At 70.5% G+C, this 16436-nt stretch carries 15 protein-coding genes; 5 read left to right on the forward strand and 10 right to left on the reverse strand.

The window, feature by feature from the left end; genetic code table 11:
• Window positions 1–31 precede the first annotated feature (31 nt).
• The 5 genes from H288_RS0100920 (at window position 32) to tam (ending at window position 4383) form a co-directional block, all read left to right on the forward strand.
• Window positions 32–799 (forward strand): GyrI-like domain-containing protein, encoded by a 768-nt coding sequence (locus H288_RS0100920; protein WP_020090715.1) that lies wholly within the window; start codon window positions 32–34, stop codon window positions 797–799.
• Between the two features lie 161 nt (window positions 800–960).
• Window positions 961–1722, forward strand: coding sequence for a (Fe-S)-cluster assembly protein (locus tag H288_RS0100925; protein ID WP_020090716.1), 762 nt, complete (start codon window positions 961–963; stop codon window positions 1720–1722).
• Between the two features lie 93 nt (window positions 1723–1815).
• Window positions 1816–2880, forward strand: a complete 1065-nt coding sequence (gene trpS, locus H288_RS0100930) for a tryptophan--tRNA ligase (RefSeq protein ID WP_020090717.1) — start codon at window positions 1816–1818, stop codon at window positions 2878–2880.
• A complete protein-coding gene (locus H288_RS0100935) occupies window positions 2877–3578 on the forward strand; it encodes a haloacid dehalogenase type II (RefSeq protein ID WP_020090718.1) in 702 nt (233 codons plus the stop codon). The genes trpS and H288_RS0100935 overlap by 4 nt, the downstream gene beginning before the upstream one ends.
• A 22-nt stretch (window positions 3579–3600) precedes the next feature.
• Entirely contained in the window at window positions 3601–4383 is a 783-nt protein-coding gene (gene tam / locus H288_RS0100940; protein WP_020090719.1) for a trans-aconitate 2-methyltransferase, read from the forward strand.
• A gap of 21 nt (window positions 4384–4404) precedes the next feature.
• Here the strand turns inward: tam and H288_RS0100945 are convergent, their stop codons facing one another.
• The 10 genes from H288_RS0100945 to H288_RS0100990 form a co-directional block, all read right to left on the reverse strand.
• The gene (locus tag H288_RS0100945; protein ID WP_020090720.1) at window positions 4405–6480 is read right to left on the reverse strand and encodes a methyl-accepting chemotaxis protein; all 2076 of its coding nucleotides are present in this window, start codon (window positions 6478–6480) and stop codon (window positions 4405–4407) included.
• Between the two features lie 223 nt (window positions 6481–6703).
• On the reverse strand, window positions 6704–7357 hold the full coding sequence (locus tag H288_RS0100950; RefSeq protein ID WP_020090721.1) for a pyridoxamine 5'-phosphate oxidase family protein: 654 nt from the start codon (window positions 7355–7357) through the stop codon (window positions 6704–6706).
• 166 nt (window positions 7358–7523) lie between these two features.
• Window positions 7524–8543, reverse strand: a complete 1020-nt coding sequence (gene ilvC, locus H288_RS0100955) for a ketol-acid reductoisomerase (protein WP_012322218.1) — start codon at window positions 8541–8543, stop codon at window positions 7524–7526.
• Window positions 8544–8555: 12 nt separating this feature from the next.
• Window positions 8556–9212: a TetR/AcrR family transcriptional regulator C-terminal domain-containing protein gene (locus tag H288_RS0100960; protein WP_085986784.1), complete on the reverse strand. Its 657-nt coding sequence runs from the start codon at window positions 9210–9212 to the stop codon at window positions 8556–8558.
• 82 nt (window positions 9213–9294) lie between these two features.
• A complete protein-coding gene (locus tag H288_RS0100965; protein WP_020090723.1) occupies window positions 9295–9939 on the reverse strand; it encodes a glutathione S-transferase N-terminal domain-containing protein in 645 nt (214 codons plus the stop codon).
• Window positions 9940–10064: 125 nt separating this feature from the next.
• On the reverse strand, window positions 10065–10607 hold the full coding sequence (ilvN, locus tag H288_RS0100970) for an acetolactate synthase small subunit (RefSeq protein WP_020090724.1): 543 nt from the start codon (window positions 10605–10607) through the stop codon (window positions 10065–10067).
• Between the two features lie 82 nt (window positions 10608–10689).
• Window positions 10690–12465: an acetolactate synthase 3 large subunit gene (locus H288_RS0100975; protein ID WP_020090725.1), complete on the reverse strand. Its 1776-nt coding sequence runs from the start codon at window positions 12463–12465 to the stop codon at window positions 10690–10692.
• A gap of 435 nt (window positions 12466–12900) precedes the next feature.
• Complete coding sequence (locus H288_RS0100980) at window positions 12901–14346, reverse strand: amidase (protein ID WP_020090726.1); 1446 nt, start codon at window positions 14344–14346, stop codon at window positions 12901–12903.
• Between the two features lie 207 nt (window positions 14347–14553).
• Complete coding sequence (gene pyrC / locus H288_RS0100985) at window positions 14554–15633, reverse strand: dihydroorotase (protein WP_020090727.1); 1080 nt, start codon at window positions 15631–15633, stop codon at window positions 14554–14556.
• A gap of 13 nt (window positions 15634–15646) precedes the next feature.
• The gene (locus tag H288_RS0100990) at window positions 15647–16348 is read right to left on the reverse strand and encodes an orotate phosphoribosyltransferase (RefSeq protein ID WP_020090728.1); all 702 of its coding nucleotides are present in this window, start codon (window positions 16346–16348) and stop codon (window positions 15647–15649) included.
• Window positions 16349–16436 lie beyond the last annotated feature (88 nt).

Here is a 16436-nt window from a genome sequence, read left to right on the forward strand (position 1 = left end):
TCATCCGCGGGCCTCGACCGGAGCGCCCTACGTGATCCGCCTTCGTCCGCTCGTCGCCCTCTCGGCCGCCCTCGTGCTCGCGTCGGCCGGCCCGATCGCCGCCCAGCAGCAGCCCGCGCCGCCGCCCTCCACGGCGCCCGCGCCGGCCCAGACGAACCCGCTGCCGACCACGACCGCGCCGAACCCGGTCGCCGACCCGGACAAGAGCGCGGCCCCGGCCCCGCAGCAATCGGTGGCGCCCCCGCCCGCGGGCCAGTCTGCGGCGGGAACGTCCCCGGCCACGAGCACGGGGACACCCGGCCGGCCCACGCTCATCGAGAAGGCCGGCGAGCCCGGCGACGTCGACGAGGTCACCCTCCCGGCCAAGCCCGCCGCGATCCTGTCCGGCAAGACCAAGTGGGAGGAGGCCGTGCCGAACCTGAAGCAGGCCTTCGCGCGGATCGAGGCCGACCTCGCCAAGCTCGGCGTCGCGCCGGCCGGCCGGCCGCTCGCGGTCTTCACCCGCACGGACGACGACGGCTTCGAGTTCGAGGCGATGGTCCCGGTGGCGGCCGCGCCGAGCCCGGCACCGGCCGAGACCGACGGCCTGCGCTTCGGCACGACGCCCTCCGGCAAGGCGCTGCGCTTCGCCCACAAGGGCTCCTACGAGGCGATCGACAGCACCTACGAGACGCTGACCGCCTACCTCGATGCCAAGGACATCGTCGTGCAGGACCGGTTCGTGGAGGAGTACGCCACCGACCTCAAGGACAGCACCGACGACAGCCTCGACGTGAACATCTACGCGCTGGTGAAGTAGGCGAGCGCGGGCCGGCGGCGGCGCCCTTCGGTCGCGACGACCGCCTCGGAATAGAGCGCGCCCTGCTCGCCGCTGGAAGCGCGCGGACCCGACGATGCGGACAGATCGCCGCTGCCCCGTACCGGCAGGAACAGGGGCGGCGGCTGGCGGATTCGCCCGACATGCCCGCCGCCGACCTCAGATCCTCGACCGTCCCGCGTTCACGCCGCAAGGCGGTCCCCGCCGTCGCGGATCCGGCGCTGGCCGAGAAGGCGCTCGCCGTCCACGCGCGGCTCTGCCCGGTCTACGGCTGCCCGATCCCGTACTTCCACAGCCTCGATCCGGTCAGCGAGCTCGTCTCGTCGCTCCTGTCGCACCGGACCCGCAATGCCGAATCCGGCCGGGCCTTCAAGGCGCTGCGGGCGCGCTTCCCCGACTGGGGCGCGGTCCTCGACGCGGACGTGCCGGAGATCGAGGCCGCCATCGCGGGCGTGACTTGGCCGGAGCTGAAGGCGCCGCGTATCCGCGACGTGCTCCGCGCCCTGCGCGACCGGCACGGCAGCCTCGACCTCGCCTTCCTGGCCGACATGGAGGTCGAGGCGGCGCGGGAATGGCTGCAGGCGATCCCGGGCGTCGGGCCGAAGACCAGCGCGGCGGTCCTGTCCTTCTCCACCCTGCGGATGCCGGCGCTGCCGGTCGACAGCCACCATCACCGGGTCGCTCAGCGCCTCGGGCTGATCGGCAGGCGGGTCGATGTCGGCCCGTCGCACCCGATCCTGCGGGCGCAGCTCCCCGCGGACTGGAGCGCGCAGGACCTCTACGACAATCACGAGATCCTGATGCTGCACGGGCAGAAGGTCTGCCATCATCATCGCCCGGCCTGCGGGCGCTGCGTCCTGGTCGACCTCTGCCCCAGCGCGAAGCTGCCCACGCGGGAGCCGTGAGCGCGTCCTTGACCATTCCGGCCTACGGGTGCGAGTAACCGCGCGCCCGGACGGCGCGGAGCCCCGGTCTTCCCTCGCTCAGGATCGGCGCCGATGGCCGCGTTCACCGAATTGGTCTTCTCGGGCGTCCAGCCCACCGGCAACCTGCACCTCGGCAACTATCTCGGGGCGGTGAAGCGCTTCGTGGAGATGCAGGAGCGCGACGCGCAGTGCCTGTACTGCGTGGTCGACCTGCACGCGATCACCGTCTGGCAGGATCCCGAGGCCCTGCGCGGCCAGATCCGCGAGGTCACCGCCGCCTTCCTCGCCGCCGGCATCGATCCGAAGCGCTCGATCGTGTTCAACCAGAGCCAGGTGCCGCAGCACGCCGAGCTCGCCTGGGTGTTCAACTGCGTCGCCCGCCTCGGCTGGCTGAACCGCATGACCCAGTTCAAGGAGAAGGCCGGCAAGGACCGGGAGAACGCCTCGATCGGCCTCTACGACTACCCGGTGCTGATGGCGGCCGACATCCTGGCCTACCGGGCGACCCATGTCCCCGTCGGCGAGGACCAGAAGCAGCACTTGGAGCTGACCCGGGACATCGCCCAGAAGTTCAACACCGATTTCTCGGGCTCGATCACGGCGCACGGCCACGGCGACGCGTTCTTCCCGATCACGGAGCCGCTGATCGGCGGCCCGGCCGCCCGGGTCATGTCGCTGCGCGACGGCACCAAGAAGATGTCGAAGTCGGACCCGTCGGACAACGCCCGCATCAACCTCACGGACGACGCGGACGCCATCGCCCAGAAGATCCGCCGGGCCAAGACCGATCCCGAGCCCCTGCCCTCCGAGGTGGCGGGCCTGAAGGAGCGGCCCGAAGCCGACAACCTCGTGGGGATCTACGCGGCACTCGCCGGGATCACCCGCGAGGACGTGCTCCGCGACTTCGGCGGGGCGCAGTTCTCGACCTTCAAGCCGGCTCTGGCCGACCTCGCGGTGACGAGCCTCGCGCCGATCGCCGAGGAGATGCGCCGCCTCACCGCCGATCCGGGCCACATCGACGCCGTGCTGGCCGATGGCGGCGCCCGGGCCGAGACCATCGCGGCACAGACGCTGGACGCGGTCAAGGACATCGTCGGCTTCGTCCGGCGCGGTCCCAGCCTGCAGGCGGTGCGGTGACAATCCGGGCGCTGGTCTTCGACGTCTTCGGGACGCTGGTCGACTGGCGCTCCGGCGTCGCCCGCGAGGCGGCGCGGCTGCTCGCGCCCGTCGCGCCGGACCTCGATGCCGGCGCCTTCGCGGACGCGTGGCGCGCCCGGTACAATCCCTCGATGGAGACGGTGCGCTCCGGGGCCCGGCCCTTCGTCGACCTCGACACGCTGCAAGCCGAATCCCTGCCCGACGTGCTGGCGCAGTTCGGCCTCGCGGGCGTCTCCGAGGCCGTGCGGGGCGAGTTGGTCCAGGCGTGGCACCGGCTCGACGCGTGGCCCGAGGTGCCGGACGCGCTGCGGCGCCTGCGCGAGAAGCACCTCCTGGCACCGAACTCCAACGGGCATGTCCGGCTGATGGCCGACCTCGCCCGCCGCAACGGCCTGATCTTCGACGCTGTGCTCGGCGCTGGCTATTCCCGCGACTACAAGCCGAAGCCGGCGCTCTACCGCGACGCGGTCGCGGCCTTCGGCTTCGCGGCCGGCGAGACCATGATGGTCGCCGCCCACTCGAACGACCTCGCGGCGGCGGCAAGCCACGGGCTCGCCACCGCCCACATCGCCCGCCCGCACGAGCACGGCCCGGCCGGCGGCGAGACCGCGCCGACGGTGCCGGTCACCCACGCGGCGCGGGATCTCGCGGATCTCGCCGACCGGCTCGGCTGCTGACGGATCGATACGGGAGGGTGTGATGGCCGACTGGAACCCAGCCCTCTACACCCGCTTCGAGGACGAGCGGACCCGCCCCGCCGCCGAGCTCCTCGCCCGCGTGCCCCTCGACGCGCCGCGTTTGGCCTACGATCTCGGATGCGGGCCCGGCAACTCCACCGCGCTGATCGCGGCGCGCTACCCCGACGCGGAGGTGATCGGCCTCGACACCTCGCCGGCCATGCTGGAGAGCGCCCGCGCCCGCCTCCCGGGCGTCGCCTTCGCGCTGGCCGATGCCGCGACCTGGCAGCCCGAGCGCGCGCCGGACCTGATCTACACCAACGCCGTCCTGCAATGGCTGCCGGACCACGCGAGCCTGCTGCCGCGGCTGTTCGGTCTGCTCGCCCCGGGCGGCGTGCTCGCCGTGCAGATGCCCGACAACCTCGCCGAGCCGACCCATCGCCTGATGCGCGCGGTCGCGGCGGACGGTCCCTGGGCAGCCGCGATCGGCGATCCGGCCGTGGCCGGCCGCCTCGGACGGATGCTGGAACCCGCCGCCTACTACGACCTGCTGGCGCCGCGCGCCGCCGAGGTCGATGTCTGGCGCACCGCCTACCACCACCGCATGGCGGACGCGGCCGCCATCGTGGACTGGGTCAGCGCGACCGGGCTCCGGCCGTTCCTCGACCCGCTGGATCCGGAGGAGCGGGCCGGCTTCCTGGCGGCCTACACCCGCGCGATCGACGCCGCCTACCCGCCGCGCAGCGACGGGCGGCGCCTGCTCGCCTTCCCGCGCGTGTTCATCGTCGCCCGCAAGGCGCCGTAGCGCGGGCCGGCACGGCGACCATCAGGCCGCGCGCACCGTTCCGAGGAAGCGGCCGACCTCCGCCCGGAGATGCGCGGATTGCCGCGACAGGTCCGCGGACGATTCCAGCACCTGACCGGCGGCAGAGCCGGTCATGTCGGCGGCTTCGGCCACGCGGGCGATGTTCGTCGTCACCTCGCCCGTGCCGGCGGCGGCCTGGGTCACGTTGCGGACGATTTCCTGGGTTGCCGTGCCCTGCTGCTCGACCGCGGCCGCGATCGTCGTGGCCGCCCCGCTGATCTCGTCGACGCGCGTCGTGATGCTGCCGATCGCCGAGGCCGCCTGCTCGGTCGAGGCCTGGACGCGGGCGATCTGGCCCGCGATCTCCTCGGTGGCCCGTGCGGTCTGCTCGGCCAGCGCCTTCACCTCGGCGGCCACGACCGCGAAGCCCCGGCCGGCCTCGCCGGCGCGGGCCGCCTCGATGGTGGCGTTCAGGGCCAGCAGGTTGGTCTGGCCGGCGATGCCGCTGATCAGCGCCACAACATCACCGATCTTCATCACCGCCGCGCTCAGATCCTCCACCAGCCGCACCGTGCGCCCGGCCTCGTCGGCCGCGGCCCGCGCGAGTTGCGCGGATCCCTGGACCTGACGCCCGATCTCCTGCACCGAGCTGCCGAGCTCCTCGGCCGCCGAGGCTGCGGCCCGGACGTTGGAGGCGGCCTCCTCGGCCCCGGCCGCGACGGTGGTCGACTGGCCGGCGGTCTCCGACGCCGTGGCGGCCAGCGCCCCGGCCGTGGCCTGCAGCGCGGTGGCCGCGTCCGTGACCGTCGCGACGATGCCGCCGATGGCCTGCTCGAAGCTGTTCGCCAAGTCCGCGGTCACCCGCTTGCGGTCCCGGTCGGCCGCCGCCTGAGCCTCTGCCCGCGTTCGCGCGTCGGCCTCCGCCTGCGCCCGCAGGCCGTCGCGCAGCTTCAGCACGGCACGCCCGACCAGTCCGACCTCGTCGCGGCGCCGCGCCTCGCGCACATCCGCCCCGTAATCGCCCGCGGCCATGTCGCCGATGGTCCGGCCGAGGCCGCGGATCGGCGCCCCGACGAGATGGTGCAGCGCGCCGAAGACGGCCGCGCACCCGATCAGCACGCAGAGGACCGAGATGCCGATCAGCGTCGCGCGCGCCCGATCGGCGGCGGCCGTGAGCGTCGCCACCGGCACCGCGACGACGATCGCCCAGCGGTCGGGCGTCTCGCCCGCCTGGATATGCTGCGCCATGTAGCGCCACGGCGCCCCGTCCGGGCCCGGCGCGTCGGTCACCACCACGGCTCCCGCCGCGATCGCCTGCCGGGCCGCGTCCGCCGCCGACGCGTCGAAGCCGTGCATCGGCTTCCCGGCCGCCGCGCCGGTCGGATGCGCGACGGTCGTTCCGTTCGCCGAGACCACGGCGAGGTAGCCGGTCCCGAACGGCCTCACCGCCCCGAGGGCGGCGTTCAGGGACCCGAGATCGATGTCGACGCCGGCGGTGCCGCGATACGTGCCGTCCACGGTGATCGGTGCGCCGAACGACATCATGACGACGTCCTTCCCGGCCACCGGGTAGATGTAGGGTTCGATGGCGACCAAGCGGTTCAGCTGCTTCGGCCGGAGGTAATAGGCGCCGTCCGGCTCGGCCTCGTAGCCCGTGAGGACCTCGCGCTTGATCGTGCCGCTCCCGCGGTTCCAGTAAGGCATGAAGCGGCCGCTCGCGTCCGAGGAGGCCGTGCCGGCGAACGCGCGGTCGCGCCCGTCCAGGGCGTCCGGCTCCCAGCCCGTCCAGGTCGCGATCAGCTCGGGGTTGGCGCGCAGAAGCTCGCGCAGCAGCGCGTCGTAGATGTCCCGGTCCTGGATGCGGCCGGCGCGCAGGGCCGACGCGGAGGCCGCGATGCTCTCGGCAGTCTTGGCCGCTACCGCGAGGCGGAAGCGGACCTCGCGCGCCTCGTTCGACAGCGTCTCCGACTGTATCTCTGCGGCCTGCTCATCGAAGGAAGCGTCGATTCGGCGGGCGAGAAAAGTCGTCCCACCCGCGAACACCGCAGCGATCAGGATGCTGCAGATCAATGCGACGCGCAGCGGGAGCGAAACCATGATCTTAACGGTCCGAGCAAAGATGCGATCGGCAAAATCTGCACGAAATTTATGGCTCGGCACTCACATCGTCAAGAATTTTTTAGACCATTAAACTATAGAACACAGAAGTTATGCTTTATTAGTATTTTGTACGGCAGATTTATACTCGGAAAAATCTGATTTGACGTAATTTGAGTTCCGCACCGGCCGCCCGGGACTGCGGGGCGGCCGCAATGGACGATCAGGCCTCGCCGCGGGCCATCAGCGCCTCGTACTCCGCGACCTCCAGCCGGCCCTCCTGAGCGACGCGGGCCTTGTCGGCATCGCTGATCACGTCGCCCGCGAGGTCGAGGCGCTTCCAGGCGGCGAGCGGCGTTTCGCGGCCGGGCCGCGGCACGTACTTGTTCTGCTCGAGCTTCTGGTACTTGTGGATGTAGCGCGGGCAGTTGATCCAGATCTTCGTCACCGCGACCTTCACCAGGTACTTGGCCTCGGTGTACGCGGCCAAGAGGGCGTCGTCGCGCAGCAGCGTCGCGTGGCCCTGGACGCGGATCCGGTGGGGCGTCTCGAAGTCGATGAACAGCAGGCCGACCTTGGCCTGCCCCTCGATGTTGCCCATCGAGTAGAACATGCCGTTGCCGTCGAAGCCCGGGAAGACAAGCGTCTTGTCGTCGAGCACCTTCACGAAGCCCGTGGGACCGCCCTTGTAGGAGACCGTCGGCATCCCGTCCGGGTCGACGGTCGAGAGGAAGAACATGTCGCGGGAGCCGATGAAGGCGGCCTCGTCCGGCTGGACGGTCTCGTGGACCCAGTCCTCGTCGAGACGCACGGCGAGCTTGGTGGTGCCGAACTCCTCCTGCAGCGCCCGGTGCGCGTCGGAATAGAGCGATGCCATGCGTGTCCTCTCCGCTTGCCGGTCCTCGTACGCGCGGGACCGCTGGCGGGCTTATGGCCGGGACACCCTGTGTCGGGCAACCCGGAACGCGAAGGGCCGGCCACGCCTCCGCGTGACCGGCCCCGCGCGTGCGCGGCCGGGCCGGGCCCGACCGCGCGGATGCGGATCAGTTGCGGGTCTTGTCGACCAGCGCCTTCTCGGAGATCCACGGCATCATGCCGCGGAGCTTGGCGCCGACCTCCTCGATCGGGTGGGCGGCGAGCTTGGCGCGGGTCGCCTTGAACGAGGTCTGGTTGACCTTGTTCTCCAGCATCCAGTTGCGGGTGAAGGTGCCCGACTGGATGTCGTTGAGCACGCGCTTCATCTCGGCCTTGGTCTCGGGCGTCACGATGCGCGGGCCGGTGACGTACTCGCCGTACTCGGCCGTGTTGGAGATCGAGTAGTTCATGTTGGCGATGCCGCCCTCGTAGATGAGGTCGACGATCAGCTTCACCTCGTGGAGGCACTCGAAATAGGCCATCTCGGGGGCGTAGCCCGCCTCGACCAGGGTCTCGAAGCCGGCCTTGATCAGCTCGACGAGGCCGCCGCAGAGCACGGCCTGCTCGCCGAACAGGTCGGTCTCGCACTCCTCCTTGAAGGTCGTCTCGATGATGCCAGCGCGGCCGCCGCCGTTGGCCGAGGCGTACGACAGCCCGAGGTCGTGGGCGTTGCCGGAGGCGTCCTGCGCGATGGCGATCAGGGTCGGCACGCCGCCGCCGCGGAGGTACTCGGAGCGCACGGTGTGGCCGGGGCCCTTCGGGGCGACCATCAGGACGTCGAGGTCCTTGCGCGGCTCGATCAGGTTGAAGTGGACGTTGAGGCCGTGGGCGAACAGGAGCGCGGCGCCCTGCTTCATGTTGCCCTCGAGGGACTCGCGGTAGATGTCGCCCTGCAGCTCGTCGGGGGTCAGCATCATCACCACGTCGGCCCACTTGGCGGCCTCGGCGACCGACAGGACCTTGAAGCCCTCGTGCTCGGCCTTCTTGGCGGTGGCGGAGCCCTCGCGCAGCGCGATGACGATGTCCTTCACGCCGGAATCGCGCAGGTTGAGCGCGTGGGCGTGGCCCTGGCTGCCGTAGCCGACGATGGCGACCTTCTTGCCCTTGATCAGGTTCAGGTCGGCGTCGCGATCGTAATACACCCGCATGTCTGTCTCCTCTTAGACTTGGTGTTTCGGGTCGGGTTTGGCCCGGCCGTACAGGGCCAGGAACTGCTCGACGGCGCGGCCCGCGTCGCGCCGGATCCCGGCCCCGTCGAGGTCGAGGGTCTCGCCGAGCAGAAGGCGGATCTGGATATCCCGGCCGACGAGGCCGAAGAAGGTGCGGAAGGCAGCCTCGCTGTCGGCGAAGCTCAGCAGGCCGGCGGCGCGCCCCGCCTCCAGCACGGGCTTCACCCGCTCGCCGATCGCGAAGCGCCCGTTCGCCAGGACGATGCCGCCGAGATTGCTCTTGCGCGAGCCCGCATGCGCGATGGCGATGCGGTTCAGCGCCACCGAGGTCGGGCCGGTGATGACCTCCAGCCACGTCACGGCGAAGTCCTGCAGGCGCTCCCGCAGGGTCGCGCCGTCGAGCACCTGAGCGCTGTCGTTCCCGGCATGGACCCGGGAGGCCTGCCAGCGCACCGTCGCGGTCAGCAACCCGTCCCGGTCGCCGAACCACTTGTAGAGCGTCTCCTTCGAGCAGCTCGCCCGGCGCGCGACGGCGTCCATGGTGAGCTGCTCGCCGTCCTCGACCATGAGGCCGAGCACGGCGTCCAGCACTGCCTGCTGGCGTGCCGACGGCTCTTCCCGCTCTGCTGTCGCGCTGGCCTGCATCATCTCGAATGGCGTACCGTACCGTACGGTACGCGCTGTAGGCCGATTCGTGGGGCGCGGCAAGGGGGGTCGCGCTCGCACCTCGCTAGCGGGGGAGCGGCAGTCCTTCGCGGGCGAAGACGGCCTGGACAGCCGGGCGCTCGGCGACCCGGCGCGCATGGGCGGTCCAGGCCGGGAAGCGACCGGCCATGTCGAACCGGAGCACCGGGCCGTTGGCCCAGAACCAGAAGACCGTCAGGTAGGCGTCGACGACGCTGAACCGGTCGCCCACCGCCCACCCGCCGTGCGACAGGCGCACCTCGGTCATGGTGGCGAGGTCCGCGTAGGTGTCGGCCGCCTTCGCCTTGATGCCCTCGAGGGCGCTCTCGTCCTCGGTGTAGCGCTCGGGCCGGCGGACATGGGCGTAGGTCACGTGGTGGTTGCAGGCGAGCCAGCCGAGCCACTCGTCGGCGGCGGCCTGCTCGCGGAGATCCGTGGGCCAGAGCCCCTTCTCCGGCACCTGACGGGCGACATGGCGCATGATGGCCGCGCACTCGGTGAGCACCCAGCCGTCCTCGGTCAGCGCCGGGACACGGCCGCGATCGTTGATCGCGAGGTATTCCGGCCGGCGCTGGTCGCCCGCGGCGAGATCGAGCTTGAGGCCCTCGTAGGGCAGCCCGGATTCCTCCAGGATGATGTGGGCGGCGAGCGAGCAGGCGCCGGGGGCGTAGTAGAGGTTGCGGGCGGTCATGGGGGGTCCTTGATCGACGAATACGGGCGCGGCGTTTTCAGCGACAACGGCCAGCCGGCTGTCGCCTTCAGAGCCGGTAACGTCTTCCGGCTCCCCCGAGCACCGACTGGCCGCGCGCCAGAAGCTCAGAGCGGCTCCGCCCCGCGCCCCATGGCGGAGATGCCCGTCCGGCAGATCTCCACCAGCCCGATCACGCTCATCAGGCGCACGAACCGGTCGACATCCTCGGTAGCGCCGGTCAGCTCGAACACGAAGGAGTTGAGCGTGGCGTCCAGCGTCTTGGCGCCGAAGGCGGCGGCCAGCCGCAGGGCCTCGCTGCGGTGCTCGCCCTCGCCCTTCACCTTCACGAGGCAGATCTCGCGCTCGATGGCGTTGCCCTGGAGCGTGAGGTCCACGACCCGATGCACCGGCACCAGCCGGTCAAGCTGCGCCTTGATCTGCTCGATCACGGCGTTCGTCCCGGTGGTCACGATGGTGATGCGCGAGATGTGGCGCGCCTCCTCGGTCTCGGAGACGGTCAGACTCTCGATATTGTAGCCGCGGCCGGAGAACAGGCCCGAGATGCGGGCGAGCACGCCGGGCTCGTTGTCGACGATCACCGCCAGCGTGTGCCGGTTCACCGGCTCGACGCGGACGGCATCGGGGTAGTGGGTGTTCATCGCGTTCATCGCCGGCCTCGTCCTCGTCGTTCGACCCATCGCCGCCGCAGCGGCGGATCGCGGCCCGGCGGTGACGCCGGGCCGCCCGCCCTCACACCAGCATCTTGCCTTCCTCGGAGATCACGTCGCCGAGCTCGACGCCGGTCTCGCCGAGGTAATCGGACAGGAGCATCTCGTTGTGCGCCTTGCCCGACGGGATCATCGGGAAGCAGTTCTCGGTCTTGTCGACGATGCAGTCGAAGATCACCGGGCCGTCATGGGCGAGCATCTCCGCGATGGCGCCGTCGAGGTCGCCAGGCTTCTCGCAGCGCATGCCCTTGGCACCGTAGGCCTCCGCGAGCTTCACGAAGTCCGGCAGGCTCTCCGAGTAGCTCTGCGAGTAGCGCGAGCCGTGCAGCAGCTCCTGCCACTGGCGGACCATGCCCATGTACTCGTTGTTCAGGATGAACACCTTGATCGGAAGGCGGTACTGCACCGCCGTCGACATCTCCTGCATGTTCATCAGGATCGAGGCCTCGCCCGCGATGTCGATCACGAGCCCGTTCGGGTGCGCGAGCTGGGTGCCGATCGCCGCCGGCAGGCCGTAGCCCATCGTGCCGAGGCCGCCCGACGTCATCCAGCGGTTCGGCTCGTCGTACTTGAAGTACTGGGCGGCCCACATCTGGTGCTGACCGACCTCGGTGGTGATGTAGGTCTCGCGGTCCTTGCAGGCCTCGTAGAGGCGCTGCACGGCGTATTGCGGCTTGATGATCGTGCCCGACGGCCAGTAGGCGAGGCAGTCCCGCGCCTTCCAGGCGCTGATCTTCTGGAACCACGGATCGAGGTTCGACTTGTCGGGCCGCGACGGCAGGGCGCGCCACGCCTCCAGCATGTCGGCGAGCACCGAGGCGCAGTCGCCGACGATCCCGACATCGACCTTCACGACCTTGTTGATCGAGGAGGCGTCGACGTCGATGTGGATCTTCTTGGAGAAGGGCGAGAACGCGTCGAGCCGGCCGGTGATCCGGTCGTCGAACCGCGCGCCGACGCAGATCATCACGTCGCACTCGTGCATCGCGAGGTTGGCCTCGTAGGTCCCGTGCATGCCGAGCATGCCCAGGAACTTCTCGTCCGTGCCCGGATAGGCGCCGAGCCCCATCAGCGTCGAGGTGATCGGGAAACCGGTCTCGCGGACGAGCTCGCGCAGCAGCCGCGAGGCCTCCGGGCCCGAGTTGATCACGCCGCCGCCGGTGTAGAAGACCGGCCGCCGTGCGGTCGCCATCAGCTCGACGGCCGCGCGGATCCGGTCGGCGTCGCCCTTCACGGCCGGGCGGTAGGTCTTGTGGCTCGCGATCTCCGGACGCTCGTAGAGGCCGGAGGCGAACTGGATGTCCTTGGGCAGATCGACGACGACCGGGCCCGGCCGGCCGTTCGCCGCGACGTAGAACGCCTCGTGCAGGATGCGCGGCAGGTCGTCGATCGATTTGACCAGGTAATTGTGCTTCGTGCAGTGGCGCGTGATGCCGACCGTGTCGCATTCCTGGAACGCGTCGGTGCCGATCAGGTGCGTCGGAACCTGGCCGGTGATGCAGACCAGCGGGATCGAATCCAGCATCGCGTCGGTGAGCCCGGTGACGATGTTGGTCGCGCCGGGGCCCGAGGTGACGAGGACGCAGCCGACCTTGCCGGACGAGCGGGCGTAGCCCTCCGCGGCGTGGACGGCGCCCTGCTCGTGGCGGACGAGGATGTGCTTGACGGCGTTCTGGTGGAAGAGCGCGTCGTAGATCGGAAGTACGGCGCCGCCCGGGTACCCGAACAGCGTGTCGACACCCTGATCCTGGAAGGCCCGGATGACCATCTCGGCCCCGGTCATGACCTCGCCGCCCATGCTCGTCTCCTCGCGCTCTCCGAGGCCACCGCGATCCCATGATCGCCGCCCTGCCCCGTCCTCTCTCCCGGCACCCCCGTCACGCGGGGCGGTCTCCGCCTCGCCCGAAGGTGCCTCTCGCCTCGGTCACCCGTCTGCGCCGATCCCATGCCGCCCTGGAGCGGGCAACAAAAAAGGGCCCCGAGGGACCCTGCATGCGCCACCGCTCGGATCGCGACCCTCGTTCAGGGCCGCCCCGTCGGTGACGCTACCGCTACAATAAGGACCGTCGTCATCGGAAACCCGAAACTGCCCCGCGGCGGCCCCATGATCCGGAACTGGCTCATAGTCGGCGCGCGAAGTGTCGGGCCTCTTAGCGGAGAGCGCGGAGCCGGTCAACGCGTCCGTGCGTGCAATCGCGTTGGTTCCGCGCCGGTTGAGTGCCGGAGCCGCGGCTCACTGCAGCGGCGGCGGGTAGCGGCGCACCCAGCCGCTCGCCGCGTCGTAGGCGGCGCCGAGCTGCAGGCAGGCGAGCTCGCCGTGGTTCGGACCGACGATCTGGATGCCAGTGGGCAGACCGGCCTCGCCGAAGCCCGCCGGCACGGCGAGCGACGGGAGGCCCGACATCGTCGCGGGGATCGTGATCTGCATCCAGCGGTGGTAGGTGTCCATCGCCCGTCCGCCCACCGTCTCGGGCCAGCGCAGGCCCTTGTCGAACGGGAAGACCTGGGCGCTGGGCATGACCACGTAGTCGTAGGTCTTCATGAAGCGGCGCAGGGTCTCGTACCAGCGGGTGCGGCCCTCCAGCGCCGCGATGATCCGGTCGGCGCCGAGCGCCAGCCCCCGCTCGACCTCCCAGGCCGCCTCCGGCTTCAGCAGGACCCGGTGGCGGAGCTCGTCGTAGAACGGGCGGAGGTTCGCCGCGACGGTGAAGGCCCGCAGCACCAGCCAGTCCTGCCAGAGGGTCTCCATGTCGTAGCGCGGCATCGCCTCCTCGACGGTGCAGCCGATCTCCGCGAAGGTGGCGAGCGCCGAACGCCCGACGTCGAGCACGCCGGGATCGAACGGGATCTGGCCGCCGCAATCCCCGAGCCACGCGATCCGGGTCCCGCGGAAATCGCGGGCGAGCGGGCTCGCGAAGGCGGACGGGTCCTGCCGAATGGCGTTCGGGCAGCGCGGGTCGTAGCCCGCCAGCACCGAGAGCATCAGGCCGATATCGCCGGGCGTGCGCCCGATCGCCCCGAGCACGCCGAGGTTCGGGCTGAACACGTCCTTGGCCTCGGCGGGGATCCGGCCCCAGCTCGGGCGCAGGCCGTAGCAGTTGTTGAAGGCCGGCGGGTTGCGCAGGGAGCCGGCATGGTCGCTGCCGTCGGCGACCGGCTGCATCCGCAAGGCGACTGCGACCGCGGCGCCGCCGCTCGAGCCGCCCCCGGTCTTGGCCGGATCGTAGGCGTTGCCGGTGGCGCCGTAGACCGGGTTGAAGCTGTGCGAGCCCAGGCCGAACTCGGGGATGTTGGTCTTGCCGATGAAGATCGCCCCGGCGGCGCGCAGGCGCGTCACCATGATCGAGTCGGTGTCGGCGACCCGGTCGGCGAAGATCGGGGAGCCCTGCGTGAACCGCAGGCCGCGGACTGGGTCGAGATCCTTCACGGCCAGCGGGAAGCCGTGCAGCGGCCCGACGGCGTCCCCCCGCGCCAGCGCGGCGTCGGCGGCCTCGGCCTCCCGCAGGAGCGCGGCATCGTCGGCGAGGCCCACGAGGGCGTTCACCTGCGGGTTGATCCGATGGATCCGCTCCAGATAGGCGCGCATCACCTCCACGCAGGAGATCACTCGGCCATGGATGGCGGCGGCGAGGTCCACGGCGCCGAGCGCCGTGATGCCATCCTGTCGCGCGTCCTGCATCTTGCCCTCCCCCGGATCGACGGAAGATCGGTAACCGGAGGTTGGATCCAGGCAAAGATGGCTCTGGCTGATTGGATGGAGTGCCGATCATCGTCGTTGCGAGCGCAGCGAAGCAATCCAGTGTCGCGCGACGATCACCGATGTCGCGCATCCCTGGGTCGCTTCGCTGCGCTCGCGATGACGGAGCGCACCCATCGCCCTGATTCGCTATACCACCGACCAGGGCAGCGTCTCCTCGCCGCGGAACACGACGACTGCCGTGTCGTCGACCGCGACGGCCTCGGCGATGCGGCTCTCCCGCCGCTCCAGGGTCACGGTCCCGGCATTCGGCTCCAGCCCGTGGAAGCGGGCTCCGTTGAGCGACGCGAAGGCCTCGAACTTGTCGAGCGCCCCCTCCTCGTCGAAGACCTGCACGTAGGTCTGGAGCGCGGAAGGCCCGCAGAACACGCCGGCGCAGCCGCAGGACGCCTCCTTGGCCCCGCGGACATGCGGCGCGGTGTCGGTGCCGAGATAGAAGCAGGCCTCGCCGGAGGTCGCGGCCTCGCGCAGGGCCAAACGGTGCCGCTCGCGCTTGGCCACCGGCAGGCAGTACAGGTGCGGGCGCAGCCCCCCCTGGAAGATGTGCGTCCGGTTGATCACGAGGTGGTGCGGCGTGATCGTCGCCGCGCACCGGCTCCGGTGTTCCCGGACCACGTCGAGGATCTCCGCCGTGGTGGCGTGCTCCACGGTGACCTTCAGCCCTTGATGGCGGCCGAGCAGCGGGATCAGGCTGCCCTCCATGAAGGCGGCCTCCCGGTCGAAGATGTCGATCTCCGGGTCGGTCGCCTCGCCGTGGATCAGGAGCGGCATGCCGATCCGCTCCATGCGCTCCAGGACGGGGGTAATGCCGACGAGGTCCGTGACGCCCGCGTGCGAATTCGTGGTCGCGCCGGCCGGGTAGAGCTTCGCAGCGACCCAGACCTTCTCCCGAAATCCGCGCTCGATCTCGTCCGGGTCGGTGTCGTCCCGCAGGTAGCAGGTCATCAGCGGCGTGAAGTCCTGGCCTTCCGGCAGCGCGGCAAGGATACGCTCGCGATAGGCGCTGGCGGCCGCCACCGTGGTCACCGGCGGCACGAGGTTCGGCATGATGATGCCCCGGGCGAACTGCGCCGCCGTGTAGGGCAGCACCGCCTTCAGCATCGCGCCGTCGCGCAGGTGGATGTGCCAGTCGTCAGGCCGCCGGATCGTGATCCAGTCGACGGTCTTCGCGTCCTGGCGCTCAGCGGGGAACAGGTCGGCGACGCTCATCGCGGGATGCCCCTCAGGCCTGGCCGAAGGCGGAGATGCCGCCGTGGGCCGCCGACCACTCCGCCGGCGCGTTGAGGAAGCGCTCGACCTCGGCCAGCGTCTTCGGGTCGAAGGTGCCCATCTCCTTGGCCACCGCCAGCACGTCCCACCACGTGGTGAGGTAGTGGAGCTTGATACCGATCTCCTCCATCAGCGCGGCGCTGTCAGGGAAGATGTCGTAGTAGAACAGCACGAAGCAGTGCTCGACCTGGGCGCCCGAATCGCGGAGGGCCTTGCAGAAATTGACCTTGCTGCGCCCGTCGGTGGCGAGGTCCTCGACGAGCAGCGTCCGGGCGCCCTCGACGATCTCACCCTCGATCTGGGCGTTGCGGCCGAACCCCTTAGGCTTCTTCCGGATGTACTGCATCGGCAGCATCATCCGGTCGGCGATCCAGGCCGCGAAGGGGATGCCGGCGGTCTCGCCGCCGGCGATGTGGGTCAGCTTCTCGTAGCCGATCTCGCGCACGATGGTGGCGGTGGCGAAATCCATCAGCGTCGAGCGCAGGCGCGGGAACGAGATGATCTTCCGGCTGTCGGTGTAGACCGGGCTCGCCCAGCCCGAGGTGAACTTGAACGGCTCGTCCTTGTAGAAGAGCACCGCCTCGATCTCGAGGAACATCTTGGCCGCCTCGCGGGCGATCACTTTCCGGTCGAGGGGCAGGAAGGGGCTGGTCATGCGGCGTGCGCGCTCCGCTTGGGGCGCTCTCCGGGGCCTTGAGAACCGGTCCGGCCAGAGAGATCGCGTGGGAATAGGGCCTGACCGC

The sequence above is a fragment of the Methylobacterium sp. 285MFTsu5.1 genome (genome assembly GCF_000383455.1).
GTDB lineage: Bacteria > Pseudomonadota > Alphaproteobacteria > Rhizobiales > Beijerinckiaceae > Methylobacterium.